Below are 26,952 nucleotides of genomic sequence, written 5' to 3' on the forward strand. Positions count from 1 at the left end.
GCGCTCGGGCTGCGCTGCGATGCTCGGTCCAGGGTCGCGCGGCGGAACTCGCTACGTTCGCTGCGCTCACTGCGCTCGGACAACCGCCGCGAGCATGTTGATGCTCGCTGCGCTCGCCGACCCTGAACCTCCGCTTCTCGCCGCCGCATAAATCGCCCCGCCCGGGAACCGCCTGCCGCGCTGCAACGTTGGTGCGCTTCGTCGAAGTCCTCGGTGCTGCCGCAAAGGCGTGGGCGGGTGGCTGCTGGCGCGCATATGCGCAGCCGAGAAGCACAGGGCTTGTGGCCCGCGAGCGCAGCGAGCATCAACAACTGGCTTGTCGCGGACTGTCTGAGCGGAACGAGCGAAGCGAGTGCAGCGAGTTTCCGCGACGGGCCACAAGACCGAGCATCGCAGGGGACCCGAGCGCCCGGCGCGAGGGCAAGCATCTAAGCGCAAGCGGCCGCCCGACCGCGCCTTTGCTCTCTCGGGTGATGGGAAGTAATGAGTCGGAACGGTCTGCCGCGCCGCTGCGTCCTGCCATGTGGCATAAGCCCGAATCGGGGCTGAAGCCCCTCCCACAATAGTCACCACCGCCAAGCGACCAACGGCCGCTCCAGGCCGCCCGCAGCAAGCGCGAGCGCAAAAAAACGCGGCGGGCTCGCAAGCCCGCCGCGTGTCGAGGCGCTGCGGTTCAGCGGCCGTCGGCGAAGATGTCCTTGTCCTTGTTTTCCGGCACGAACAGCAGGCCGATCACGAAGGCGCCGAGCGCGATGACGATCGGGTACCAGAGGCCGTAATACGGGTCGCCGGTCTGCGCGATCATCGCGAATGCGGTCGCCGGCATCAGCCCGCCGAACCAGCCGTTGCCGATGTGATACGGCAGCGACATGCCGGTATAGCGGATGCGGGTCGGGAACAGTTCTACCAGCGCGGCAGCGATCGGCCCGTACACCATCGTCACCAGCAGCACCAGGTAGGTCAGGATCAGCACCAGCGGGAAGGCCTGCGCATTGAAGATGTCGAAGAACCCGTTCAGCTTGATGATGCCGGGCGCCGGCTTGCCGGGCGCCGGGTAGCCGGCCGCGGCCAGCGTCTCGTTGACCTGCTTGCTGAAGTCTGCCGGCGTCGCTTTCACCGCATCGCCGTTCAGCTTCCTGCCCTCGTAGGCAACGATCTCCTTGTCGCCGATCACGACCTTGGCCGGGATCGCACCTGGCTGGTATTGCACCGAATAATTGACCGAGCTGCGCGCCAGCAGCGCCTTGCTGACGTCACATGAGCTGGTGAATTTCGCGGTGCCGGTCGGATTGAACTGGAACGAGCAGTCGCCCGGGTCGGCAACGATCGTCACCTTGGTGCTCTGCTGGGCCTGGTCGAGCGCCGGATTGGCCAGCGAGGTGATCGCCTTGAAGACCGGGAAATAGGTCAGCGCGGCGAGCAGGCAGCCGGCGAGGATGATCTTCTTGCGGCCGATGCGGTCGGACAGGCTGCCGAACAGCACGAAGCCGCCGGTGCCGAGCACCAGTGCCCAGGCGATCAGCACGTTGGCCGAGAACATGTCGACGCGCAGGATGCTCTGCAGGAAAAACAGCGCATAGAACTGGCCCGTGTACCAGACGACGGCCTGGCCGGCGACGAGGCCGAGCAGCGCGATCAGCGCGAACTTGCCGTTTTTCCAGTTGCCGAAGGCCTCCGAGATCGGCGCCTTCGACTGCGTGCCTTCGGCCTTCATCTTCTTGAACGCCGGCGACTCCTCCATCTGCATCCGGATCCACACCGAGATGCCGAGCAGGAAGATCGACAGCAGGAACGGGATGCGCCATCCCCACTCCTTGAATGCATCTTCGCCAACGAAGGTGCGCACGCCGAGGATCACCATCAGCGACAGCAGCAGGCCGAGCGTCGCGGTGGTCTGGATCCAGCTGGTGAAATAGCCGCGCCGGCCATGCGGCGCATGTTCGGCAACATAGACCACCGCGCCACCATATTCGCCGCCGAGCGCGAGGCCCTGCAGCATGCGCAGCGCGATCAGCACGACCGGCGCGACCCAGCCGATCGTCTCGTAGCTCGGCAGCAGGCCGACGACGAAGGTCGACACACCCATGATCAGGATCGTCATCAGGAAGGTGTGCTTGCGGCCGATCAGGTCGCCGAGCCGGCCGAAGAACAGCGCGCCGAACGGTCGCACAAGGAAGCCGGCGGCAAACGCCAGCAGCGCGAACACATTGCGCGTCGCCTCCGGGAACGACGAGAAGAACTGCGCGCCGATGATCGCGGCGAGCGAGCCGTACAGATAGAAGTCGTACCACTCGAAAATCGTGCCGGCCGACGATGCGAGGATGACCTTGCGCTCCTCGCGCGTCATCGGCCGCTTGCGGTCGATCGGTATCGCTGTGCCGGCGCTGCCGACGGTGCTGGTATTCATGCTGGGCTGCCTCGGGTTGATGGTTGAAGCGACTGGCGCCAGCGGGCAAGCCGTGGCCGAGGCAGTCTAGGAAGCAGCCCGTAAAAAACGCGTAAACAGCCGCCTCGGGGAAGGCCCCAGGGCAGTTTGTCAGGATCGTGAAAGCCCGTTGTGGGCGGCAGGCTCGATGCGGCTCAAGCGCCCGGCGCCTGCTCCTGCACATACCTGGCCAGCACCCCGGCGAGCCGCGACAGGTCGCGCTGCACGTTGGCGAAACCGTCGTTTGTCTCGCGCGTCGTCTCGTCCATGTACAGCGGGCGGCGGATTTCGATCTGCAGGCTGTGGCGGCGCTGCGCCGGCCGGCCGATCGATGCGATCAGCTGCACACCCTTGAACGGATCGTTGCGCGCAACCGTATAGCCACACTGACGCAACTCGCGTTCGACCAGGTCGACGAAGGCCGGCTCGCAGGTGCTGCCGTCGCGGTCGCCGAGCACGAAATCGGCCAGCGGGTGCGGGCTCGTGATGCCCAGCCGCTGGTAGGAGTCGTTCGGCATCGAATGCAGGTTCAGGTGCCAGACCGCGCCAAAACGGGCGTGGCAGGATTCGATCGCCGATGCCAGCGCCGCGTGGTACGGGCGGTAGTAGTGGTCGATGCGGTGCCGCACCTCGGCCACCGGCAGCGGCCGGTCATAAATCGGCACGCCGTCGCGGACCTTGCTCCACACCAGGCCGACGCCGAGGCGTGTCTTTTCACTCGGCGCCAGCGGCTCCGGCCACGGGCTGTCGAGCAGCTCCGGGTCGAGGTCGTCGACGGTGCGGTTCGGATCGATGTAGGTGCGCGGGAAATGCGCCGCCAGCAGCGTGCCACCGACGTCGGGCACGGCCTGCCACAAGGCCTCGACATGGGTGTCCTCGCCGCGGCGCAGCAATTGGCGCGGCACCACGTGCCGGTAGTCGGCCGGGTAGCGGGTGCCGCTGTGCGGCGAATCGCAGACCAGCGCGACCGCTGCGGCGCCTGGGGTGAACAGTGTGAACGGCTCGAATTCGGCTGCCATCGCGATGCTCAGTTCTTGTGGTGCGGCTGATCCGCTGCGCCGCGGCGCTGTTCGCGCAACATGTACAGATAAAGGCTTTCGACCTTCTCGCGTGCCCACGGCGTCTTGCGCAGGAATTTGAGACTGGAGGCGACGCTCGGGTCGCTGCTGAAGCAGCGGATCGCGATCCGCTCGGCGAGGCCTTCCCAGCCGTAATGCGCGACAAGCGCCTCGACGATCGCCTGCAGCGTGATGCCGTGCAGCGGATTGCGCGCTTGTGGTGCCGGCCGTTCCTGATCGGTCATCGCAGACACGCGCCGCTGTCAGTCCGGACGGCCGCCGCCGCGTTGCCGGCGTGGTGGACCAGCGGGGCGGCCTTCACCACGCGGTGGTCGCCGCTGGCCTTCGGTCGGCGCGGTGCGCTGCTGGCGCGGCTGTTGCTGCTGCGGCGGCGGCTTCGGCGCCTGCTCGCGTTCCTGCCGGGCCAGCGCAAGTGTCGTGTCGAGCTGCTCCTGCGTCAGCCCCTTCAGCGCGCAGAAATTGGCCGGCGTCAGCGTCGAGCTCTCGAATGCACGCAGCAGCCCGGCGCGATCGCGACGCGCTTCGTTCTGCGCGGCAAATTCCTGCATCGCCTTCTGCTGCGCGTCACGCTGCTGCTGCCGCTGCGTTTCGCGCTCGGCGGCGCGGCGGCTTTCGAAGGTTGCGCGGCGGCGCTCGAGTTCGGTCCGCGCCGCCTCGCGGTGTTCGTCGGCGACGTCACCGGCCGGCGCGCCGTCGAGGTCGAAGCGGGTCGGGCTGTTCGTCAGCGCCTTCAGGTAGGCGGTCGACGTCGTGTGGCGATGCAGAAAGATCGACAAGGATTTGCGGGTGAAGATGCCCGGCGCGCGGGCCTGGATATCGGCCTGGATGCGCAGCTTCAACGGCTTCGCCGCACCGGCGGTGAACACCGCCGGAAACAGTTCGGCCAGCCTTGCCGCACAGGCATTCGGCGACAGCTCGGCAATCGCCGGCTTGGCCGCAGGCGCTGGCGCTGCAGTCGACCCTGCAGGCTCGGCTGCAGCATCTGGGGGCGTTGGTTCAACAGCTGCTGCAGTCGCTTGTTCTGCGGGCGGATTCGCTTCGGCAGGTGCGGTCGAGTCGGGTTGGTCGGTGGGGGTCGGATCGATATCGGGCACGGCAAGACGCGGACTGCGCAGGCGAACTGAAAAGCCGATTGTCGTCGCAAGCGCGTCCGCCTCCGACCGGCGCGCTGTAGGAGCGCCCGCACAGCAGAAATCGGCGGCCACCGATGGGCAGGCGAATGGGCTGCAATGACGATCGTGTCATCTCCACTACCGGGCGTTGCCATGGGCCTCTCGACCATTCTGCTGATAGTCCTGTTGCTGTTGCTGATCGGCGCGATTCCGGCCTGGCCACACAGCCGCAGCTGGGGTTACGGGCCGAGCGGCGGTCTCGGCCTGGTGCTGGTGATCGTGCTGGTGCTGCTGCTGATGGGCGTGATATGACGCGATGCCGGCGCAGCAACCCCTGCGCAGCGGTTTGCTGACTCGCGGCCTGTTCGGCCTGGCCATCGCCGCCAGCCTGATCGGCTGCGGCGATACCGCCAAGCTGCCGGTCGCAGCAGGCAGCGGCCCGCAGCCGCGGCTGCCGGCGCCGCAGAAGTCGCTGATCCCGACCGTCAACATCGCGCCGGCAACCGGCTGGTCTGCTGACGGCTTGCCGCAAGCCGCGGCCGGGCTGGCGGTCGGCGCCTTCGCGCGCGGCCTCGACCACCCGCGCTGGCTCCATGTGCTGCCGAACGGCGACGTGCTGGTCGCCGAAAGCAATGCGCCGGAAAAACCGGTCCGCGGCATCAAGGACGTCGTGATGCGCCTGGTCAAGAAAGTGGCAGGCGCTGCGACGCCGAGCGCCGACCGCATCACGCTGCTGCGCGACAGCAATGGCGACGGCGTCGCCGATGTCCGCTCGGTGCTGCTGAAAGACCTGCATTCGCCGTTCGGCATCGCGCTGGTCGACGGCGCGCTGTATGTCGCAAATACCGACGCAGTGCTGCGTTTTCCGTACCGCGACGGCGATCTGCGCATCGATGCGCCCGGCGAACGGATCGTCGAACTGCCGGCCGGGCCGATCAACGGCCACTGGACCCGCAACCTGCTGGCCGCCCCGGGCGGCGACAAGCTGTATGTCGCGGTCGGCTCGACCGGCAACATCGCCGAGAACGGCCTTGCCGCGGAGCAAGGTCGCGCCGCGATCTGGGAAATCGACCTGCGCAGCGGCAGCGACCGCATCTTTGCCTCTGGCCTGCGCAATCCTGTCGGCATGGCCTGGGGGCCGGATGGCCGCTTGTGGACCGTCGTCAACGAGCGTGACGAACTCGGCAGCGACGTGCCGCCCGACTACCTGACCTCGGTCCGCGACGGCGGCTTCTACGGCTGGCCGTGGTCTTATTTCGGCAGCCACGTCGACCAGCGCGTGCAGCCGCAGCGCGAGGACATGGTCGCCCGCGCGATCGTGCCCGACTATGCGCTGGGCCCGCACACCGCATCTTTGGGCCTCGCCTTCTCGGCCGGCAGCAGCCTGCCGGCGCCTTATGCGCACGGCATGTTCATCGGCCAGCACGGCTCGTGGAACCGGCGGCCGCACAGCGGCTACAAGGTGGTCTTCGTTCCGTTCGACGGCGCGGCGCCGTCGGGCGCATTGCCGCTCGACGTGCTGAGCGGTTTTCTCGACAGCGACGGCCGTGCGCTCGGCCGGCCGGTCGGTGTCGCGATCGACCGCAGCGGCGCGCTGCTGGTCGCCGACGATGTCGGCAACGTGATCTGGCGCGTCAGCGCCGCGCGCCGCTGACGCCGCCGTTCAGACGTCGATGTCTTCGGTGACGAGCAGCGGCGAGCGCTCGCGCACCAGCGCGATGAACAACTGGTTCGGCAGCGGCTTGCTGAACAGATAACCCTGGAAGGTGTCGCAGCCGAGGCTGCGCAGACAGTTCTGCTGGCCGTCGGTTTCGACACCCTCGGCGGTGACCGACATGCCGAGGCTTTGCCCGAGCTTGACGATCGTGCTGACGATCGCCTTGTCGGCGAGTTGCCCAGGCAGGTCCTTGATGAACGAGCGGTCGATCTTCAGTTCGTCGAGCGGGAAATTCTTCAGGTAGCTCAGCGACGAATAACCGGTACCGAAGTCGTCGATCGACAGCGTCAGCCCGAGCGCCTTCAGTTCGTGCATCTGCGCAAGGCCGGCATCGGCATCGTCCATCAGCATGCTTTCGGTCAGTTCGACGACCAGTTGCCGCGGCGGCAGCCCGGCCGCGTGCATCGCGTGGCGCAGATTGGCGCGCAGGTTGCCGGAGGCAAACTGCAGCTTCGCAACGTTGATCGCGACCTTCAGCTCGCCGAGGCCGTCGCGCATCCAGCTGGCGGCATCGGCACAGGCGCGCTCCATCACCCATTGGCCGATGTTCGAGATCAGCCCGAGTTCCTCGGCCAGCGGGATGAACTGCAGCGGCGGCACGAGACCGAACTCCGGATGCTGCCAGCGCACCAGCGCCTCGGCGCCGGTCACGCGGCCGGTCACCAGGTCGACCTTCGGCTGGTAATGCAGCACCAGTTCACCGCGTGCGGCGGCACCGCGCAACTGCGAGCCGAGCGTGACCCGCTCGATCGACTTCGCATTCAGATCGGCCGATGCAAAACGGTAGTGGCCGGGCCCGGTCTGCGCCGCTGCACTGGCGGCGAGGTCGGCATTCTTGCGCAACTCGACGGCGGCCTTGCCGTCGGTCGGCGCGACCGCGATGCCGAAGCTTGCGCTCGGCGCGACCTCGTGGCCGTTGATCACCAGCGGCTCGGAGATCGTGCTGATCAGCCGCTTGGCGATCGGCTCGACCGATTCGATGCGCAGCATCGATTCGAGCGCGAGGCCGAATTGCTCGCCGCCGAGCCGCGCCACGCGCGGCGCCCGCTCGACAGCGGTCGCCCAGCTGCCCGACGGGCTTTCATGCAATGCAAACCGATCGAGCCGGCCGGCGATCGAGCGCGCCAGCTGGTCCGCCATCTCGGGGCCGAAACTTTCGCGCAACTGCTTGCACTCCGGCACCGTGATGCTGAAGTGCACGACCATGCCATCGGTCTGGTCGCGGCGCTTCAGCATCTCGTCGATGCCGGGGTCGAACATGCGTGCGTTCGGCAGCCCGGTCACCGCGTCGAAATTGATCATCCGGTTGTGGTATTCGTGGAAGGCCAGCGTATTGCGCAGCCGCAGCCCGAGTTCGCTCGGATCGACCGGCTTCGACAGAAAGTCGGTGGCGCCGAGCTGCAGCGCGCGCAGCCGCGATTTCGCATCGGTCGACGCGGTCAGCACGATCACCGGCAGGTAGCGGAATTCACGCTCGGCGCGGATCAGCTCGAGCACCTCGAAACCCGACAGGTTCGGCATCATCAGGTCGAGCAGCAGCACGCGCGGCCGCTCGCTGTGCAGCAGCTCCATCGCATTGCGCGGATCGTTGCTGACGACAAAATTCGCGTAACCCTCCTCCTCGAGGTAGGCCTGCACGAGCTCGGTCATCAACGGCTCGTCATCGACCATCATCACCTTCGCGTCGAGCAGCGGCGAGCGTGCGCTGGCATTCAGGCCCATCAGGTCGCTCGGTTCGCCGGGCTGCGTATCGGCCCAGATGTCGGTCTTCATGCGCTCATCTCCTCGACTTCAGGCGCCCGCAGGCCCCGGTTGATGCGTTGTGACAATCGGTGCAGTTCGGCCAGCGGCGCGTCGATCGCGAATCGATCGGCATTGCGCGCCGCCATCTCGAGCGCCTTCGACGGCTCGAACAGGTCGTCGTAACCCATGCTGCCGCCCGCGCCTTTCAGCCAGTGCGCAAGCGCGGCCAGCGATTCGAAATCGCCGACATGCGCTGCCGCATCGACCTCGGCCAGCTTGCCCGGCAGCTGTACCGCAAACCGCTCGGCGATCTTGCCAAGCCGTGCATGGTTCGCGAGCCGCGAGGTCAGCGGCGCAAACGCCGTCGTATCCTGCTCGTTCGTGATGTCGAGATCGAAGTCGATATCGACCAGCATCGGCGCGGCCTCGATCGGCGGCGTTGCAATCGCATCGTCGGCCTCGGCAACCGGCTGGCCACCAAGGCGCGCCGCGAGGTCGCGCAGCAACGCGTCGACGTCGATCGGCTTGGTCTGGTAGCCGTCGAAACCGGCTGCTTCCAGTTCGGACTCGAAACCCTTCATCGCATTGGCGGTCAGCGCAACGACCGGCAGCTTGAAGCCGCAGTCGCGCAGCCGCCTGGTGGCGGTCATGCCGTCCATCACCGGCATCTGCATGTCCATCAGCACCAGGTCGAAATCTTCCTCGGCGATGCGGTCGAGCGCGATCTGGCCGTTTTCCGCCTCCTCGACCTGCAGCCCGACCTCCTCGAGCAGCACGCGCACCAGCTGCCGGTTCTCGACACCATCGTCGACGACCAGCACGCGGCGCGCCGGGAAGGCCCAGCGGGTCGCCTGCACCTGCGGTGCGGCAGCGGTGATGCTGGCGCGCAGCAGCGCCGGGTCGAGCATCTCGACGCCGACCAGTTCGCCGGCCGGCAGCGAGACGCTGAACGTCGTGCCCTTGCCGTAGACGCTGCTGGCGACGATGTCGCCGCCCATCGCGCGGGCAAAGCCGCGGCTGATCGTCAGGCCCAGGCCGGTGCCGCCGAAGCGACGCGTCGTCGACGACTCGGCCTGCACGAACGGCTCGAAGACCGATTCGAGCTTGTCGGCCGGGATGCCGATGCCGCTGTCCTTGACATCGAGGCGGTACAGCGGCGGCTGCTGCGAGCTGTCGAGCCACAGCGTCAGCGTGACGCCACCGCGCTCGGTGAACTTGATCGCATTGCCGACCAGGTTGGTCAGGATCTGCCGCAGCCGCGCCGGATCGAGCTGGATCGTCGCAGGCAACGAGGCGGGGAAGTCGAGCTTCAGCTGCAGGCCCTTGTCGTCGGCGCGTTCCTGCAGCGTCTGCACGACCTCGAGCGCGACGCGGTGCGGCGCCGCATCGACCATCTCGGCCTGCAGCCGGCCGGCCTCGACCTTCGACAAGTCGAGGATGTCGTTGATCAGGTTCAGCAGGTGCTTGCCGCTCGAATGGATGATGTCGAGGTGCTTCGCGGCGTCGTTCGAGCTGCGCAGGCCGTTGCGCCGCAGCACCTCGGTGAAGCCGAGGATCGCATTCATCGGCGTGCGGATCTCGTGGCTCATGTTGGCGAGAAACTGGCTCTTCGCCTGGTTCGCCGCATCGGCCTGTTCCTTTGCCGCCTGCAGCGCCATGCCGCGCTGCTCGAGTTCGGTCACGTCCTGGAAGCTGACGACGAGTGCCTGCAGCTGGCCGCGGTCGTCGCGGATTGGCGAGCAGTTCGCGCGCAGCGAAAAGCGCACACCGAGTGCGTTCTCGAGCGTCATGTGGACGTCGCGCTGCGCTTCGCCGGTCGTCAGCGCGCGCTGCCACGGCTGTTCGTCGGCGGCCACTGCCTCGCCTTCGCCACGGCTCCAGCCGAATTCGGTCGGCGAGCGCGCGACCAGCGACGATTCGGCAACGCCGAGCATCTGCGCGGTCGACTTGTTCGCGAGCACGATGCTGCCGGAGCGGTCGAGAACGACCAGGCCTTCGGTCAGCGTGTCGTAGGCGGCACGCACCCGCTGCGGCACCGCCCGCGACGGATCGAGTTCGCGCAGCATTCGGCGCAGGTAGAGCAGAAACATCACGACGCAGACCGCGAACACGAAGCCCGACAGCTTCAGGCTCGGGTCCTGCGCATAACCGATCCAGCCGGCCGAGCGCAGCGGCTGGTAACGCATCTCGACCGTGCCCCACGGCGCGCCGTCCTGCCACAACGGCACGACGATCTCGGCATCGCTCGACTGCAGCCGCTCGCCGGGTGTCCAGTGCGCCGCGTGGTCGGCAACCTCGATCAGCAGCTGGCCGGCCTGCGAACGCACGCCGACCGAGAGCAGGTCGGGCGTGCGCTTGCGCACCAGTTCGAGCGTCTGCCGCAGCACATCGGGCTGGGTCTCGTCGAGCAGCACCGACGCCAGCAGCGCGGTCGATTCGGACAATGCGGCGCGGTGCTGGCGCGTCATCGCCTCGCCGTCCGGAATCAGCCCGATGTACGAGGACCCGAGAACAACGCCAACCGTCAGCGCAGCCAGCCCGAGCGCGAGGTGCACCCGGCTCGACAGGAAACGCAGGAATGAAAGGTATTTCATGACCGGACCTCGGTGCCATGGGTGGCCGCCGGCGTCGTTGCGGACGCGGTGACCGGCGCCGGCGGAATCGAATCCCTGGCCTGCGCATCAAACAGTTTTTCGACATCGCGGTCGTCGGTGTCGACATCGCGTCCGCCAAACCAGCGCTTGCCGCCCTTGGTCTTCGCGGCGCCGGCTGCGGCCAGCACCGGCATCGGGTCGATCATCTGCCAGGCCGGCAGCGCCGACAGCATCGAACTGAGCAGCACGCCGCCGCGCACCAGCCAGACCACATAACCGAGCGACAGGCCGCTGCTGATCGCCAGGCTCGACGCGATCATCTGCCGCTGCTGTTCGCCGATATCCTGCATCTGGTGTTTCAGGTCATCGAACTTGCGCAGCAGATCCTCGCTGGTGAGCAGTTGCGACATCGAATGGACGGTCAGCGCATTGAACTGCGCGACCGGCAGCGCGGCGAGGATCTCGTCGCTGCGGCTGCCGCTGCCCGATGGCACGACCGGTTCGGCGAGATTGACGACGATGCCGCTGCCGGAAACGTTGAGCAGGCCAGCGCCGGCGAGCACGTCGTCGCCGTTGCTGCCGGCGGACTGCGGCGCCGCGGGCGCATCCGTCGCGACGAGGGTTTTCTCGACCGCGGCCGCTTCAGCCTGCTGCTCGGTCGGCACCAGCACCGGCGGCGGAGAGTCGACGACGGCACCGGTCTGCGGCTCGGGCGCGCGCAGCACCGTCAGCACAAAAATGCTCTGCGCAGCGGCGCCGTTGCCGTCGGTCGCGATCACCCGGATGGTCATGCTGCCGATATCGGCAGATTCCGGGCTGCCCTTGAAGGTCAACGTCGCCGGGTCGAATTTCAACCAAGCCGGCAGCGGCGAACCGTTCAGCAGCGTTGCGCGGTAAGTCAGCACGTCGCCGGCGTCGCTGTCGACAAAAGTCGCCGGCGGCAGCGTGAATTGCCAGCTGCGTGCCTCGACCGCGGCCTGGTCGGTGATGGCCTTGGCTTCCGGCGCATGGTTGACGTGGACGACGGTGACGCCAGCGCGCACGGCCTGGCTGCTGAATGCGCTGCTGCCGCCATGGACACGCACGTCGGCGGTCTGGCCGGCACTGCCGCTGCTCTGGTCCCAGCCGCGCAGCGTCAGCCCGTCGGCGACGCGGCCGAACCAGCGCTCGTTCGGCACGAAACGGATCGCGGTCGTCGCGTCGGCAGCCAGCAGCCGGGCGGTCTGCTCGTTGACCGGGCCGAAATCGGTCCAGTTTTTGCCGTCGAGCGTGAATTGCCAGCTGCCGTGGCTTGCGTCGAGTGCGGTCACCGCGATGCCACGGCCCGATACAGCGTCGACGTCGGAAAAATGGCCGGCAATCAGGTCGGCGACCAGCGTGCCCGGGTGGTTGCGCGAATCCTCCAGCACCGATGCGAGGTCATTGACGCCGCTCAGCGACGGCGCATCGTTGACATTGATCACGTCGAGCCGGAAATCCCCGCTGGCGCTGGCGCCGGCCCGGTCGGTCGCGGTGATGCGGATCACGAGGCTGCCGACGTCGCCATTGCCCGGCGTGCCGGCAAAGCGCCCCGTCGACGGATCGAAGACCAGCCAGGCCGGCAGCGCGGCGCCGGAGGCGAGTGTCGCGTGCAGGCTCAGCAGATCGCCGGCGTCGATGTCGACGAAGGTATCGGCCGGGATCGCGAAGGCAAACGGCTGGCCTTCGGTCGCGATGCGGTCCGTCAATGCGGCCGTACGGACCGGCGCATCGTTGACGTTGTCGACCGTCAGCCGGAAATCGATGAATGCCGACTCGCCTGCGTCATCGGTTGCAATGATGCGAATCGTCAGTTCGCCGACATCGGCATTGCCCGGCGTGCCGCTGAAGCTGCGGTTCGCCGGGTCGAAGACCAGCCAGCTGGGCAAGGCGGCACCGGAGGCCAATGCAGCGCTGAAACGCAGCGAATCGCCGACATCGGGATCGCTGAAGCTGTCGGCATCGACCGTCAGCGCAAACGGCCGGTCCTGCTCGACGCGCTGGTCGGCGATCGCACGCACCGCGGTCGGCGCATCGTTGATGTTCAGCACGACGAGCCTGAATTCGTTCGCCGCCTCGGCGCCGACGAGGTCGCGTGCGGTCAACCGGATCTGCAGCGCGCCGACGTCGCCATTCGCCGGCGTGCCGCTGAAGGTCTGCGTCGCCGGATCGAAGCTCAGCCAGGCCGGCCATGCCGCGCCGGATGCCAGCGCGGCCTCGATCGTCAGCTCGTCGTCGACATCGCTGTCGCTGAAGGTCGACGCCGGCACATTCCAGTGCCACGCGCTGCCCTCCTGAACCGCCTGATCGGCAATCGGATTGGCGAGCTGCGGTGCGACATTCGTCAACACGACGTCGAAGCGGAAGAGATCGGATGCCGTCGCGCCGGCGAGGTCGGTGGCGCTGGCGCGCAGCATCATCGCGCCGAGGTCGGCGCGTGCCGGCGTGCCCGACAGCGTGCGGGTCGTCGGGTCGAACACCAGCCAGGCCGGCAGCGGGTCACCGCTGGCCGTCGTCACCGACCAGGCCAGTACCTCGCCCGGATCGACATCGGTGAAGGTATCGGCCGGCAAGGTCTTGCTGAACGTGGTGCCGACGATCGCGCGCTGGTCGGCGATCGGCCGGTTCAGCTGCGGCGCATCGTTGACATTGGCTACTGGCGCGGTCGATGCGCTGGTCAGCGACTCGGCGGTGCCGTGGCCGTCAACATAGCTGATGCGCACGCTGATCCGCGCACCGACATCGGCATCGCCGAGCAGCAGCGTGCTGCCGGTCGCGCCAGCGATCGCCACGCCGTCGCGTTGCCACTGGACGCTGAACAGGCCGAGGCCATCATCGTCGCTGATGCCGCTGGTGTCGACCGACAGCGTCTGGTCCTCGGTGACGCTGCCGACGATCAGCGGCAGGCCGACCGGCACATCGTTGACGTTGGCGACCTTCGCGGTCTGCGCGCTGGTCAATGCTTCCGCGGTGCCATGGCCGTCGATCCAGCTGACCCGCACGCTGATCCGCTTGCCGACATCGGCATCGCCGAGCACGTGGCTGCTGCCGGTTGCGCCGCCGATCGCGATACCGTCGCGTTGCCACTGGTAGCTGAAGATGCCGAGGCCGTCGGCGTCGGCGATTGCCGCGACATTGGCCGTCAGCGTCTGGTCCTCGACCGCGCTGCCGTTGATCACCGGCGCGCCGGTCGGCATGTCGTTGATGTTCACCACCGGCGCGGTCGGCGCGCTGGTCAGCGCCTCGGCAGTGCCGTGGCCGTCGATCCAGCTGACGCGCACGCTGATCTGCCTGCCGACATCGGCATCGCCGAGCAGCAGGCTGGTTCCGGTTGCGCCGGCAATTGCGACGCCGTTGCGTTGCCACTGGTAGCTGAAGGCGCCGAGGCCGTCGGCATCGGCGATGCTGCCGGTCACGACGCTGAGCACTGCGTCCTCGACCGCGCTGCCGACGATCAGCGGCGCGCCGGTCGGCACATCGTTGACGTTGACGACCGGCGCGGTCTGCGCGCTGGTCAGCGTCTCCAGCGTGCCGCCGCCATCGAGCCAGCTGACGCGCACGCTGATCAGCTTGCCGACGTCGGCATCGCCGAGCAGCAGCGTCGATGCGGTCGCGCCGCCGATCGCGACACCGTTGCGCAGCCACTGGTAGCTGAAGCTGCCGAGGCCGTCGGCGTCGGCGATGCCGCTGGTGACGACGCTCAGCAGCTGGTCCTCAATCGCGCTGCCGCTGACGAGCGGCAGGCCGGTCGGCAGGTCGTTGACCGGCGTCACGGTGATGCGGCTGCTGGCGGTCGCGCTGCCGAATGCGGTCTGCCCGCCGTTGCTGCGCACATCGGCTGTGCCGCCGGCGCTGCCGCTGCTGCGGTCCCAGGCGCGGACCGTCAGGCCCGCAACGACGCTGCCGTTCCAGTCCGGATTCGGCACGAAGCGCACCCGCGTCAGTGAATCGCTGGCTAGCAGCCGCGCCGAGCTGTCGCTGACCGCGCCGAAGGCGGTCCATGACACGCCGCCGTTGCTCGAGTATTGCCAGCTGCCGTTACCGTCGTCTACGCCGATCACCGCGATGCCGCTGGTGCCCGCCGGATCAGGATCGCTGATCCTGCCGGCGAGCAGATCCGACACCAGCATGCCCGGGTTGCTGAGCGGATCCTCGCCGATCGTCGGCAGGTTGTTGATGCCGCTGAGCAGCGGTGCGGTATTCAGGCTGCCGTACTGGCGCAGCATCACCTCGTCGTCGAGCGAGCCGTCGGCATCGCTGGTCCACACGACGACAAAATTGTTCAGGTCGAGCATCGCGACCGAGGCCCGGTCCTGGTCGTCCTTCGTCGTCTGGTTGATGCGGAACTCGCCACCGACCCGGACTCCGGCGGCAGTGAATTTCTGGCCGAATACGCCGCTGTCGTCGCCAGGCCCGCGGCCCTCCCAGACGACGATGAAATTGCCCGATCCGTCGACAGCGACCGACGGGTCGGTCTGGTCGCCGCTTGTTGTCGTATTGACGACGATCGTGCTGCCGATCGTCGCGCCAGCACTTGAATAGCGCTGCAGGTAGACGCCCTTGTCGGCAACGATATCGCGCCAGACGACGATCGCGGTGCCGTCGTCGGCCAGTGCCACCGCAGCATCGCGTGCATCGGAGCCACTGGCCACGCCGATCTGGCCGGTCAGCGGCGTACCGGTGGCGCTGTACAGGCGCAGCTGCACGCCGGTGCTGTTGTCCCAGACAACGGCAAACGCGCCGCTGGCATTCATCGCGACGCTGGCGTCGGTTTGCGAACGCGTCAGGTCGGTATTGATGCGGAATTCATTCGCGTCGATCGCACTGCCGTCGGCGGCAAAACGGCGGCCGAAGATGCCGTCGCTGTCGCCCGGGCCATTGCCCTGCCAGACGACGATGACGTTGCCGTTCGCATCGATCGCGATGCTGGCGTTGTCCTGGTAAGCCGAAGTGGTCGTATTGACGCGCAGTTCGCCGCCGAGTGCGCTGCCGTCAGCGGCATAGCGGCGGATCATCACATCGCGGTCGCCGCTGCTGACGGTATTCGTCCAGGCGACGACAAAATTGCCGTCGAGGTCGTTGACGACGCTGGCCCAGCGCTGGTCACCGCTGGTCGTCTGGTTGATGCGGAATTCGCCGCCGAGCGCGGCACCCGACAGATCGAAGCGCTGGCCGTAGACGCCCCAGCCGCTGCCGTCCTGGTCCTTGCTCGACCAGACGACAACGTAATTGCCGTTCGGCGCGATCGCGACCGCCCGGTGGCTGCCGCGGTTGTCGGCCGAGGTCCGCTGGTCGTTCGACAGGCTGCTGTTGACACGTTGCTCGAAGCTGTTCTGGATTGCCTCCTGCACATCGAGCACGCTGATCGCAAGCGCCTGCGTTGCTGCCGCAACACCGTCGCTGACGCGCACCGTCACGTTGAAGACATTGTCGGCACCGACATCGGCCGGCAGCTCGAAATTCGGCGGCACGACAAAACTCAGCACGCCGGTCGCCGCGTCGATGCGGAAACGCGCGGCATCGGCACCGCCGATGATCGAGTAGACCAGCGTGTCGAGGTCGGCATCGGTTGCCTGCACCGTCGTCACGGTGCTGCGGTTCTCCTGGATCGCGAGCGCCGCGGTCGCGCCGCCGCCGTCGCTGGTGATCACCGGCGCCTTGTTCAGCACATCGAAGGTCAGCGTGCGCTGCACCGGATCGAGGTCGACGCCGCCATTGGCGGTGCCGCCATCGTCGCGGACCTGGAACTTCAGCGTCGCATAGGCATTGCCACTGCCGCCGAAAGCCGGTGCATAAACGACGTCGCCGGCATCGAGCTGTGCCCGTGTCACTTCGGTCGCCGCGCCGAGCACGGTACCGCCCAGCCGCAGCGTGCCGGCGCTCGGCAGTTGCAGCAGCACCGACTTGAAGGCATTGCTTTCACCGGCGAAATCGGCAAAACCGAAATCGGCGACCGTCAGCGTGCGGCTGCCGTTGCGATTGACGCTGAGCGTCGCATCGCTGCCGCGCGGCGCATCGTTGATATTCTGGATCGGGCCGACCGCGGCGCTGGTCAGCGTCTCGAGCGTGCCGTTGCCATCGACATAACTGACGCGCACGCTGATCGTCTGGCCGACATCGGCATCGCCGAGCAGCAGCGTCGTTGCGGTTGCGCCGGCTATGACGCCGCCGTTGCGCAGCCACTGGTAGCTGAAAACGCCGAGGCCATCGCCATCGGCGATGGCGGAAACGTCCGCCGTCAGCAGCCGGTCCTCGACCGCGCTGCCGCTGATCACCGGCAGCCCGGTCGGCGCATTGTTGACGTTGGTTATCGGATCGGTCACCGCACTGGTGACCGTCTCGAGCGTGCCGTGGCCGTCGGTGTAGCTGACCCGCACGCTGATCGTCTTGCCGACATCGGCATTGCCGAGCAGCCAGCTGGTGCCGGTGGCGCCGGCGATCGGGCTGCCGTTGCGCAGCCACTGGACGCTGAAAGCGCCGAGGCCGTCGAGGTCGCCGATGCCGCTGGCGTCCGCAACCAGCGTCTGGCCTTCAAGCGCGCTGCCACTGATCGTCGGCACGCCGGTCGGTGCATCGTTGACATTGGCGACCGGACCGACCGCCGCACTGTTCAATGTCTCGAGCGTCCCGAAACCATCGACATAGCTGACGCGCAAGCTGATCGTCTTGCCGATGTCGGCGCTGCCGAGCAGCAATGTCGAGCCGGTCGCGCCGGCAATGTCGCTGCCGTTGCGTAACCACTGGTAGCTGAAGCTGCCGAGACCGTCGTTGTCGGCGATCGCCGAGACATTCGCGCTCAGCGTCTGGTATTCGGCGGCGCTGCCGCCAATCGTCGGCAGCCCGGTCGGCGCATCGTTGACATTGGCGACCAGGCCGGTCGCCGCACTGGTCAAGGTCTCGAGCGTGCCGAAACCATCGACATAGCTGATGCGCACGCTGATCGCCTTGCCGATATCGGCATTGCCGAGCAGCAGGCTCGATCCGGTTGCACCGGCAATGTCACTGCCGTCGCGTTGCCACTGGTAGCTGAAGGCGCCGAGGCCGTCGCCATCGGCGATGCCGGAAACGTCGGCTGTCAATGTCTGGTGTTCGACCGCGCTGCCGCTGATCACCGGCAGGCCGGTCGGGTCGTCGTTGACATTGGCGACCGGGTCGGTCAGCGCGCTGGTGACGGATTCGAGCGTCCCGAAACCATCGACATAGCTGACGCGCACGGTGATGATCTTGCCGACATCGGCATTGCCGAGCAGCAGGCTGCTGCCGGTCGCACCGGCGATGTCGCTGCCGTTGCGTTGCCACTGGACGCTGAAGGCCCCAAGGCCGTCATCGTCGACGATGCCGCTGGCGTCCGCGGTCAGCGTCTGGCCCTCGACGACGCTGCCGCCGATCACCGGCAGGCCGGTCGGATCGTCGTTGACATTGGCGACCGGGCCGGTCGCCGTGCTGGTCAGCGTCTCCAGCGTGCCGTGGCCGTCGGTATAGCCGACGCGCACGCTGATCGTGTTGCCGACATCGGCATCGCCGAGCAGCAGCGTCGAGCCGGTTGCGCCGGCGATGTCGCTGCCGTTGCGTTGCCACTGGTAGCTGAAGGCGCCAAGGCCGTCGGCATCGGCGATGCCGGAAACCACCGCGGTCAGCAGCTGGTCCTCGACCGCACTGCCGCTGATTGTCGGCAGGCCGGTCGGCGCATCATTGATGTTGGCGACCGGCGCGGTGGCCGCGCTGGTCTGCGTCTCGAGCGTGCCGCCGCCATCGGTATAACTGACGCGCACAGTGATCGTCTTGCCGACATCGGCATCGCCGAGCAGCAGCGTCGTTGCGGTCGCGCCGGCAATCGCGCTGCCGTTGCGCAACCACTGGTAGCTGAAGGCGCCGAGGCCGTCGACATCGGCGATGCCGCTGACGTCAGCGCTCAGCAGCTGGTCTTCGGTCGCGCTGCCGCTGATCAGCGGCAGGCCGGTCGGCGCATCGTTGACCGGCGTCACGGTGATGCCCGCGACGGCGGTCGCGGTGCTGAATGCGCTGGTGCCGCCGGTGACCGTGATGTTCGCGGTGCCGCCGGCGCTGCCGCTGGTCTGGTCCCAGGCGCGGAACTGGATCGTCGACGCGCCGTTCCAGTTCGCATTCGGAACGAAGCGGATCCGCGTCGAGGCGTCGCTGGCCAGCAGCCGCGCGGTGCCTGCACTGACGCTGCCGAACGGGTTCCAGCTCGATCCGCCGTTGGTCGAGTACTGCCAGGCGCCGTTCGCATTGTCGACCGCGATCACCGCGATGCCGCTGAGCGCAGCGGCGTCGACGTCGCTGACGTGGCCGGGCAGCAGCGAGGTCACGCTGGCGCCGGGGTTGGTCGCAGGGTCCTCGCCGATCGCCGGCAGGTTTTCGCTGCCGTCGAGCACCGGCGCATCGTTGACGTTGTCGATCGTCAACGTGAAGTCCGAGGTCGCCTTCGCGCCGCTGGGATCGGTCGCGGTAACGCGCAGCTGCAGGCTGCCGACTTCGCCGTTGGTCGGTGTGCCGCTGAAGCTGCGGGTGCCGGCGTTGAACGCCAGCCAGCCCGGCAGCGCCGCGCCATTGAGCAGCGTTGCCGAATAACTCAGCACATCGCCGGCATCGGCATCGGCGAAGGTATTGGCGGCAAAGGTGAAGCTGTACAGCGCGTCTTCGTTGGTCGAATGGCTGGCGATCGGATTGGCCACCGTCGGCGCGCTGTTCGTCACATTGCCGGCAATCACCGTGAAGCCGTTCAGCTCCGCCGTCACGCCGAGGTCGGACCCGTCGAACAGCATCTGGCCGTTGCCGATCGTGCCGCCGTTCTGTTCGGTGCGTGTGAAGCTCAACGCAACGATGTCGACCGCGGTCTGCGCGACGCCGCCGATCACATGGCTGCCGCCGTCGACTGCCATCAGCAGCGTGCCGGCCGGCAGCACCGCATCGTTGAATGCGGTCGGCGCCGACAGCAGGTGCAGGCCGCTGATCTTGTCGCTGGTGACGCCGATCTTGCTGCCGTCGATCAGCAGCGAGGTATTGCTGGTCGACGTCGTCAGCGAGCCGGTGCTCGACGCGGTGAAGGTGTAGACGTTGGCATGCAGCGCCGGCGTCGAATGCGCGACCACGAAGGTGCCTGCCGGCAGCAGCACGCCGCCGACCATCGTATCGGTCTCGACCAGCGTCAGCCCGTGCACGTTGTAGCTGGTCAGGCCATTCTTCACGCCGTCGTTCAGCAGCATCGAATAAGTGCCGCTCGCATAGTTGCCGGCAACGGTCGGCCGGAAAACGACGATGTCCTTGCGGTCGACGATCAGCGCACCGAGGTTCAGCGAGACGCTGGGATCCGGAGACGGGTCGAGCACCAGCAGCAGGTCGCCCGGGCTGAGGTTGAACTTGACGCCGAGCCCGCTGCCGATCGTGATCGCGGTCTGAACATAGTGCATGCCACGCACCGTCTTCGGCGCGACGAAGCCGGGCAGCAGGTCGACGGTGCCGGTCGTCAGCCCGCCATCGAGGTCGAAACGGTCGCCGAGGTTGCCGTATTGCAGCAGGTCGGTCGTCGTCCAGGTCTTGCCGCCGGCCGCCGGGCTTTGCGCCGATGCGGTCGAGAACATCAAGGTAGCGGTCGCGGCACCCGGCGCACCGAGCACGTCGGTGACGGTGACGGCAATTGCCTGCGTCACGACGCCGCCGGCCGGATCGGCCGCGCGCACCGTCACGTTGTAGACATTGTCGGCGCCGACATCGGTCGGCAGCTCGAAATTCGGCGCGCTGACGAAGCGCAGTTCGCCGGTCGTGCCGTTGATCGAGAAGCGCGCCGCATCGGCGCCGCCGGCGATGCTGTAGAGGATCGCGTCGCCGTCGGCATCGGTCGCGGTCACCGTCGTCACCGCGGTGCTGTTTTCCGGCACCGCGAGCGCCGCGCTGGCGCCGCCGCCATTGCTGGTGATCACCGGTGCGGCATTGATCACGTCGACGGTCAGCGTGCGCTGCACCGGATCGAGGTCGATGCCGCCGTTGGCGGTGCCACCGTCGTCGCGCACCTGGAAACCGATCGTCGCGTAGCCATTGCCGGCCGCGCCGGGCACTGGCGAATAGACCAGCGCGCCGGCATCGAGCTGGGCGACCGTCACTTCGGTCGCACCTGTCAGCGTGGTACCGCCGAGCTTCAGCGTACCGGCGCTCGGCAGCTGAACCAGCACCGAGGTGAAATTGTTCGCCTCGCCGGCCGCATCGGCAAAGCCGAAATCGGCTCGCACCAGCACCCGGCTGCCGTTTTTCGCGACAGCGATCGTTGCATTGGTGCCGGATGGCGCATCGTTGACCGCGCTGACCGCGATGCTGCGCAGCGCCGGCGCATTGCTCAGCGAGCCGTCGTTGACGACGAAGGACACGCTGCGCTGCAGGGTCGACGGGTTCTCGCTCGAATTGGCGAAGGTGACGCTGCGCAGCGCGATCTGGTAGCTGGCGACGCTGGCGCTGCCGGAGAGGCTCAACACACCGGTCGCCGCATCCCAGCTGCCGCTGATGCCGAGCTGGTCGACAAAGCCGAGCACGTCCTGGCCGGCGATGTAGTTGGCCGAGATCGACACCGTTGCGCTGACCAGGTTCGCCGAGTCGGCATCGCTGACGGCGAGCGCGGCGTCGACCGGCGTCGGCGCGGCATTTTCAAGATAGGCCAGCGTGCTGCTGCTCGTCACGACGACCGGCGGCGCGGCAACGGTCAATGCGACCGTATCGGTGGCGGTCGAGAAGGCCGTGGCCCCGCCGTTGACGGTGGTGTCTGCCGTCGTGCCGGCTGTGCCGCTGCTGCGGTCCCAGGCGCGGATCGTCAATGCGCTGCCGAGCGTGCCGGTGAAAACAGGATTCGGCCGGTAATAGATCCGCGTCTGCGTATCGGCTGCCAGCAGCAGGCCGGCGCTCGGCGAGACGCTGCCGAATGCGGTCCAGGTCGCGCCGTCGTCGGTCGACCAGAATGCGCTGCCGTTGGTCGTATCGATGCCGATCACCGCGAGGCCGGTCAGCGCGCCGAGATCGGCGTCGGTCACGTTGTCGAGACCGCCCGCCGGGTTCGTCAGGTCGACCAGCGCCGACACCAGCGTGCCGACCGCGCCGACCGGCGCCGGCGCATTGGCGGCTATCGTCGCCAGCACCGGGCTCTTCGCCGCATCGAGCACCGGCGCCGAATTCGCGGCGCCGCCGAACTCGTAGGCGCCGATGTCGGCGACGCCGACGCGCACCGAGCCGCGCTGGTCGGTCGAAGGCGCCGACGCGTTGTCGCCGGCATTGATCGCCGCGCTGCCGGCCAGCAGCGGCCGGGTCCGTGTGAAGCCGCCCCAGTTGCCGAGCGCGCCGAGGTTGGCAACCGCATTTTTCTTGTCGCTGGCATGGCTGAGTTCCGGGCTGTTGCCGGTGCTCAGGTTGTTGCCGAGCGAGGTCACCGCGACGAGGTTGCTGTCGTCCTTGCCGAGATGGCCGCCGGTATTGTTCGCAAACAAGGTATTGCGAATCGTGATCGACCCGGCGGGCAGCAAGCTGTCGAAATCGAGGCCACCGCCCTGCGTCGACCAGTTGTCGGCAATCGTCACGTTCAACAACGTCGCGGTGCCGCCATAGAGCGCCAGGCCGCCGCCCTTGTTGGTGCCGGTGTTGTTGCTGACCGTGACATTGGTCATCGACAGGGTTCCGGCGGCCGTCTGCAGGCCACCACCCTTCGCACCAGTGTTGTTGGCCAGCGTGACCCGGTTCAGCGTCAGCGTGCCACCGGCCTGAAAGATGCCGCCGCCGTCCTTGCTGGTGCTGTTGTCGCGCACCTCGACATCGGTCAACGTCGTCGTGCCGGAAGTCGTGATGCTGCCGCCGTTGTCGCTGCTGCTGTTGTTGCGCACGATGGCCTGGCTCATGTTCAACGTCGCGCCGGCATTGATCGTGATGCCGCTGCCCGTCGTGCTGCTCCAGCCGTCGGCGAGCGTCACGCCGCTGATCGTTGCGGTGCCGCTGATCACCTGCAGCACCGCATGCGAGCCGCCACCGCTGATCACAGTGGTTGCTGCGCCGGCGCCGGCGATGCGCACGCTGTCGCGCAGATCGAGGTCGCCGGCCGCAGCGAAATCCTCGATGCCGGGCAGGCTCAGCGAATAGGTGCCTGCCGGCAGCACGATGTCGTCGATGCCGACGGTATTGTTCGCGGCGATCACCGCCTCGCGCAGCGAGATCCTGCCGTCGGCGCCGCGGTTGCCGAGCAGCGCGTCGATCGAGCCCGTCGCGCCGTCGACGATGTCGCTGAAGGTATCGACGACGAGGCTGTTGCGCTCGTAGGCGCCGATATCGTTGACGACACGGGCAAAGCCGCGCGCATCGACGCCCGGCGCACCGGTGGTGGTGCCGCCGTCGATCGCCGCGCTGCCGGCGCCGATCGCCATCGTCTTGATCTGCCCGCTGTTGAACTGCAGCGCGCCGAGCAGCGGATTGGTATTGATGCGGTCGCCGGTGCCGGTCAACCCGGCGGTATTGCCACTGTCGATGTTGTAGCCGAGCGAGGTCAGTGTGCCGCTCGCATTGCCGCCGGTATTGTTTGCGAGGATGGTGTTAAGCAGCGTCACCGTGCCCTGTGCGCGGTCGATGCCGCCGGCGCCGGGCCCGGTGTTGCCGGCCACCGTCGAATTGACGAGATTGACCGTGCCGCGCGATGAGATCGCGCCACCGCCGCGGTTCGCGGTATTCGCATTCAGCGTCACGTTGGTCAGCGTCGCCGTCGAACCGGCCGTGACATACAGACCGCCGCCGCCATCGGTGCCGGTGCCGCCGTTGGCCGCGTTGCCGTCGATCGTCACGCGGTCGAGCATCAATGTGCCGGTCAGGTGGATACCGCCGCCGCTGCCGCCCGCGGTGCTCGAGCTGATTGCCGAATCGCGCAGCGTCAGCGATGCGCCGCCACCGGAAACCAGGAAAGCGCCACCATCGCCGCCGGTGCTGCCGGTCACCGTGACACCGCTGATCGTCACCGCCGCGCCGCGGATGTCGAACGCGCGGTCGATTCCGTTGCTGACCGTCGTCGTCCGCGCACCGGCGCCGATGATCGTCAGCGCATCGGTGATGTCGAGGTCGCCCGCGGCGGCGGTGTTGTCGTTTCCGGCGATCGTAAGCACATAGCTGCCGCCGGGCAGCGTGATCACGTCGGCGCCCGGCGTATTGTTCGCCGCGATGATCGCCTCGCGCAGCGAGATCCGGCCGTCGGCTCCCATGTTCGCGAGCAGCGCCGAAATCGACGAGGTCGCGCCGTCGACGACATCGTTGGTCGTCGTGACGATCAGCTTGCCGTCGGCCTCGAACGCGCCGACATCGGGCGTGCCGATGCGGCCGATGCCGCGCTGGTCGGTCGCTGCCGCGCCGGGGTTGCCGGTATTGATCGCGACCGAGCCGTTCAGCAGCATGTGCGTCTTCGTGAAGCCGCCGTAGTCGGCGAGCAGCCCGAGCTTCAGCGCGGCCGCGGTGACGACGCGGTTGGTGCCGCCGTTGACGATCGCACTGCCGTCGGTATCGATGTTCCAGCCGGCGCTGGTCTGCTGGAAACTGGCGTTGCCGCCGGTATTCGATGCGACGATGGTGTTCTTCAGCGTCGCGATGCCGTTGCCGATGCCGGCGCCACTGACGCCGGAGTTGTTCGCGATCGTGCTGTCGGTGAACGAATAGCTGCCGACGTTGATGTAGATGCCGCCTCCAAGGCCGCTGGCGGTATTGCCCGACAGCGTCAAATTGGTGGCAGCCAGGCCGCCGTTGCTGGCGTAGATGCCGGCTCCGACGTTGGCTGTGTTGCCGCTGATCGTCGCCCGGTCGATCGTGACATTGGTACCGGCGCTAAAGAGGTAGAGGCCGCCGCCGGAGGTGCCGGAATTGCCGCTGATCTCGACGTCGTTCAGGCTGGTGATGCCGCGCACCACGACACCGCCGCCGATGCCGGTGGCAGTATTGGCGGTGATGCGGGTCTCGCTCATCGTCAACGAGCCGAATGCGTAGATGCCGCCGCCGTTGTTGCCGGAGTTTCCGCTGACGACGACGTTGTTCAATGTCAGGCTGGTGAAGTTCGATGTCGAGATGCCACCGCCCTGCTGGCCACCGCTGCCGCCGCTGACCGTCAGGTTCGACAGCGTCGCATCGCCTAACAGCAAGGCGAACACCCGGTCGCTGACGGTGCTGCGGACTACCGTGTCGGCCGCATTGGCACTTCCGCCGACAATGGTCACGGTGTCGCGGATGTCGAGGTCGCCGCTGACGTTGAAATCTTCCCCGGCGCCGACGAGCGTCAGCGTGTGGGTGCCGGCGAGCAGGTAGATGGTATCGGCGCCGGCATTCGCATTCGCCTGGCTGAGCGCCCAGCGCAATGAGCCGACCGCGCCGTCGGCCTTGGTTGGGTCGGCGATGTAGGTCGCGAGCACGCCGTACCAGTTGCTTGCGATCCAGCCATCGGCGATGCCGGCGGCCTCGATGCGGCCGGTCTGTTTTTCGAGCGTCCAGTTGCCGCCGAGCGCGGCCGCGCCGGTCAGGTCGGCGCTGGCCGCGACGTCGGCGCCGGTCAGCAGCGCGAGGTCGCGGACGAAGGCTTCGCCGAGCGCGGTCTGCGCGACATCGCAGCCGTACAGCAGCAGGTCGGCATCGGCGGTCAGCGCGCTGCCCCAGCCGCCGATTTCGGCGGCACGGCTCAGCAGGCTGGTTTCATCGAGGCGGCTGCTGCCGAGTTGCAGCACGCCGTCGCTGCCGTGCGCGAGCACATGCACCGCGCCTATGTCGCTTCGGCCGGCCAGCGTCTGCGAGATCAGCGCAATGCCGTCCTGCTCGGCGCCGATCAGCACGATCTCGATCGGCCGGCCCGCACTGCGCTGCGTCTGCAGATCGAGCAGCAACTGGTCGATGCCCGACAGGTCGCTGTCGACGAAGACGATTTCCTGCGTATGGCGCGCTGCCGAACTCGATTCGGCGAGCAGCGACTGATGATGCTGCACCGGCTCGCCAGCCGCCAATGGCAGCAGCGACAGCGGCGACAGATCGGCCGAATGGAGGATGCGCTCCTCCATCGCTTCGGCGATCGGGCGGCGCAGCAGCAATGCTTCCGGACGCATCATCCAACGTCTTCCTGTCCGGGCAGCATTGCCCGTTTTATCTACATCTGCCGGGGAGCGCTGCGCTTGCGGTCGGCTTCGGCCACGGCCGGCGCTGACGCGGCGGCCGGCACGACGGCCGCCTGCTGGCCCGGCAGGTCGGCCTTGCAGCGCAACCCGGCCGGCAGCTTGTTGTTCGGATTCGGCAACGTCAGCCGGACGCGGAAGCTGTTGCTCGCGGCATCGAGCACGCGGTCGACGAACTTGACGGTTGCAACCACCGATTCGACGCCGGGCAATTCGGGCCGAACCGTCACCTTGTCGCCAACCGACAGGCTGCCGAATTGCGCGGTCGGCACCATCAGCTCGACGCGCAGCGGATCGATCACCGCGACCCGCACCAGCGGCCGCTCCTCGACGCGCTCGCCGATATTGACGAAGCGGTCGACGACGACGCCGTCGAACGGGCTTTTTACCGAGCGCAGGCCGAGCTGGGCGTCGGCAACGCGGCGCTCCTCGACCCAGATCTGCTTCTGCGCGCGCACCTGGGCCAGCTTCTGCCGCGCCAGTTCCAGCTCGCCAGCGGCCTGCTCGACCGCCTGGTGGGAAACAAAATTCTGTTTGACGAGCGCCTCGGCGCGGGTCATTTTCTGCTCGGCGAGCAACAGGCTGGCCCTGGCGGCGAGCACATCCGAGTCGACCTGGGCACGCGTTGCCGCCACGCTGGCATTGGCCTTTTCGACCTCGGCGCGCATCTGCAGCAGCAACTGGCCCTTGGTGACCATCTGGCCGCGTTCGACACTCACCGTCTCGACCAGGCCGACGACCTGCGAGCCGACATCGGCGATGCGGTCAGGCTCGATCAGGCAGCCGAGCGGTTTGGCGGCCGGCGGCGCGGCGACGGCCAGCGGCGACGCGATCGTCGCGGCCAGGCCGAGCAGCAGCAAGCCGGCGAACATCGCCCGCGTTCGCGGCATCCGCCTGGAATGGGCCTTGCGCCTGGTCTGCGGCATCTGCCGAGCTTGGAGGTGGAGTCTGGATTCCATGGCAGGAGGTTAGCTGGGGTGGATGCCGACGCAGGTCGAGAAAAAATACCGAAATACCGTGCTTCTGCGCTGTCAGCAGCTCGCCGCACGGGGGCTTGCCATCGGTTATCGGCAGCCTGGCCGTAGCACTTGAGC

The 26,952-nt window shown here is 67.6% G+C and carries 10 protein-coding genes; 2 read left to right on the plus strand and 8 right to left on the minus strand.

Annotated features, from left to right (window positions below):
- Nucleotides 1-673 precede the first annotated feature (673 nt).
- The 4 genes from ACNH6H_RS07645 to ACNH6H_RS07660 form a co-directional block, all read right to left on the minus strand.
- Nucleotides 674-2,407, minus strand: coding sequence for an MFS transporter (locus ACNH6H_RS07645; RefSeq protein WP_418316896.1), 1,734 nt, complete (start codon nucleotides 2,405-2,407; stop codon nucleotides 674-676).
- A gap of 173 nt (nucleotides 2,408-2,580) precedes the next feature.
- Complete coding sequence (locus tag ACNH6H_RS07650; protein WP_418316897.1) at nucleotides 2,581-3,444, minus strand: N-formylglutamate amidohydrolase; 864 nt, start codon at nucleotides 3,442-3,444, stop codon at nucleotides 2,581-2,583.
- 8 nt (nucleotides 3,445-3,452) lie between these two features.
- Nucleotides 3,453-3,728 (minus strand): VF530 family DNA-binding protein, encoded by a 276-nt coding sequence (locus ACNH6H_RS07655; RefSeq protein ID WP_418316898.1) that lies wholly within the window; start codon nucleotides 3,726-3,728, stop codon nucleotides 3,453-3,455.
- Nucleotides 3,729-3,746: 18 nt separating this feature from the next.
- On the minus strand, nucleotides 3,747-4,709 hold the full coding sequence (locus tag ACNH6H_RS07660; protein ID WP_418316899.1) for a ProQ/FINO family protein: 963 nt from the start codon (nucleotides 4,707-4,709) through the stop codon (nucleotides 3,747-3,749).
- Nucleotides 4,710-4,769: 60 nt separating this feature from the next.
- Between ACNH6H_RS07660 and ACNH6H_RS07665 the strand changes: the two genes are divergently transcribed.
- The gene (locus ACNH6H_RS07665; RefSeq protein WP_418316900.1) at nucleotides 4,770-4,928 is read left to right on the plus strand and encodes a DUF3309 family protein; all 159 of its coding nucleotides are present in this window, start codon (nucleotides 4,770-4,772) and stop codon (nucleotides 4,926-4,928) included.
- Between the two features lie 4 nt (nucleotides 4,929-4,932).
- The gene (locus ACNH6H_RS07670) at nucleotides 4,933-6,270 is read left to right on the plus strand and encodes a PQQ-dependent sugar dehydrogenase (RefSeq protein WP_418316901.1); all 1,338 of its coding nucleotides are present in this window, start codon (nucleotides 4,933-4,935) and stop codon (nucleotides 6,268-6,270) included.
- Between the two features lie 9 nt (nucleotides 6,271-6,279).
- Here ACNH6H_RS07670 and ACNH6H_RS07675 read toward each other — a convergent pair whose 3' ends face one another.
- Genes ACNH6H_RS07675 through ACNH6H_RS07690 form a run of 4 tightly spaced genes read right to left on the minus strand, consistent with a single transcriptional unit; the run spans nucleotide 6,280 to nucleotide 26,784 of the window.
- Nucleotides 6,280-8,106: a putative bifunctional diguanylate cyclase/phosphodiesterase gene (locus tag ACNH6H_RS07675; RefSeq protein WP_418316902.1), complete on the minus strand. Its 1,827-nt coding sequence runs from the start codon at nucleotides 8,104-8,106 to the stop codon at nucleotides 6,280-6,282.
- On the minus strand, nucleotides 8,103-10,670 hold the full coding sequence (locus ACNH6H_RS07680) for an ATP-binding protein (protein WP_418316903.1): 2,568 nt from the start codon (nucleotides 10,668-10,670) through the stop codon (nucleotides 8,103-8,105). The genes ACNH6H_RS07675 and ACNH6H_RS07680 overlap by 4 nt, the downstream gene beginning before the upstream one ends.
- Nucleotides 10,667-25,795 carry a putative Ig domain-containing protein gene (locus ACNH6H_RS07685; RefSeq protein ID WP_418316904.1) on the minus strand — a complete coding sequence of 5,043 codons (15,129 nt, stop codon included), beginning with the start codon at nucleotides 25,793-25,795 and terminating at the stop codon, nucleotides 10,667-10,669. The genes ACNH6H_RS07680 and ACNH6H_RS07685 overlap by 4 nt, the downstream gene beginning before the upstream one ends.
- A 38-nt stretch (nucleotides 25,796-25,833) precedes the next feature.
- Nucleotides 25,834-26,784 (minus strand): efflux RND transporter periplasmic adaptor subunit, encoded by a 951-nt coding sequence (locus ACNH6H_RS07690; protein WP_418316905.1) that lies wholly within the window; start codon nucleotides 26,782-26,784, stop codon nucleotides 25,834-25,836.
- Nucleotides 26,785-26,952: the final 168 nt, after the last annotated feature.

Origin of the sequence: Pseudideonella sakaiensis, assembly GCF_048320135.1 — a bacterium.
Classification (GTDB): Bacteria; Pseudomonadota; Gammaproteobacteria; order Burkholderiales; family Burkholderiaceae_C; genus Ideonella_A; species Ideonella_A sakaiensis_A.

Coding starts and splice junctions, on each gene's coding strand:
- ACNH6H_RS07685 (WP_418316904.1), bottom strand. CDS start 25,795: ATGATGCGTCCGGAAGCATTGCTGCTGCGCCGCCCGATCGCCGAAGCG.
- ACNH6H_RS07665 (WP_418316900.1), top strand. CDS start 4,770: ATGGGCCTCTCGACCATTCTGCTGATAGTCCTGTTGCTGTTGCTGATC.
- ACNH6H_RS07655 (WP_418316898.1), bottom strand. CDS start 3,728: ATGACCGATCAGGAACGGCCGGCACCACAAGCGCGCAATCCGCTGCAC.
- ACNH6H_RS07675 (WP_418316902.1), bottom strand. CDS start 8,106: ATGAAGACCGACATCTGGGCCGATACGCAGCCCGGCGAACCGAGCGAC.
- ACNH6H_RS07680 (WP_418316903.1), bottom strand. CDS start 10,670: ATGAAATACCTTTCATTCCTGCGTTTCCTGTCGAGCCGGGTGCACCTC.
- ACNH6H_RS07690 (WP_418316905.1), bottom strand. CDS start 26,784: ATGCCGCAGACCAGGCGCAAGGCCCATTCCAGGCGGATGCCGCGAACG.
- ACNH6H_RS07670 (WP_418316901.1), top strand. CDS start 4,933: ATGCCGGCGCAGCAACCCCTGCGCAGCGGTTTGCTGACTCGCGGCCTG.
- ACNH6H_RS07650 (WP_418316897.1), bottom strand. CDS start 3,444: ATGGCAGCCGAATTCGAGCCGTTCACACTGTTCACCCCAGGCGCCGCA.
- ACNH6H_RS07645 (WP_418316896.1), bottom strand. CDS start 2,407: ATGAATACCAGCACCGTCGGCAGCGCCGGCACAGCGATACCGATCGAC.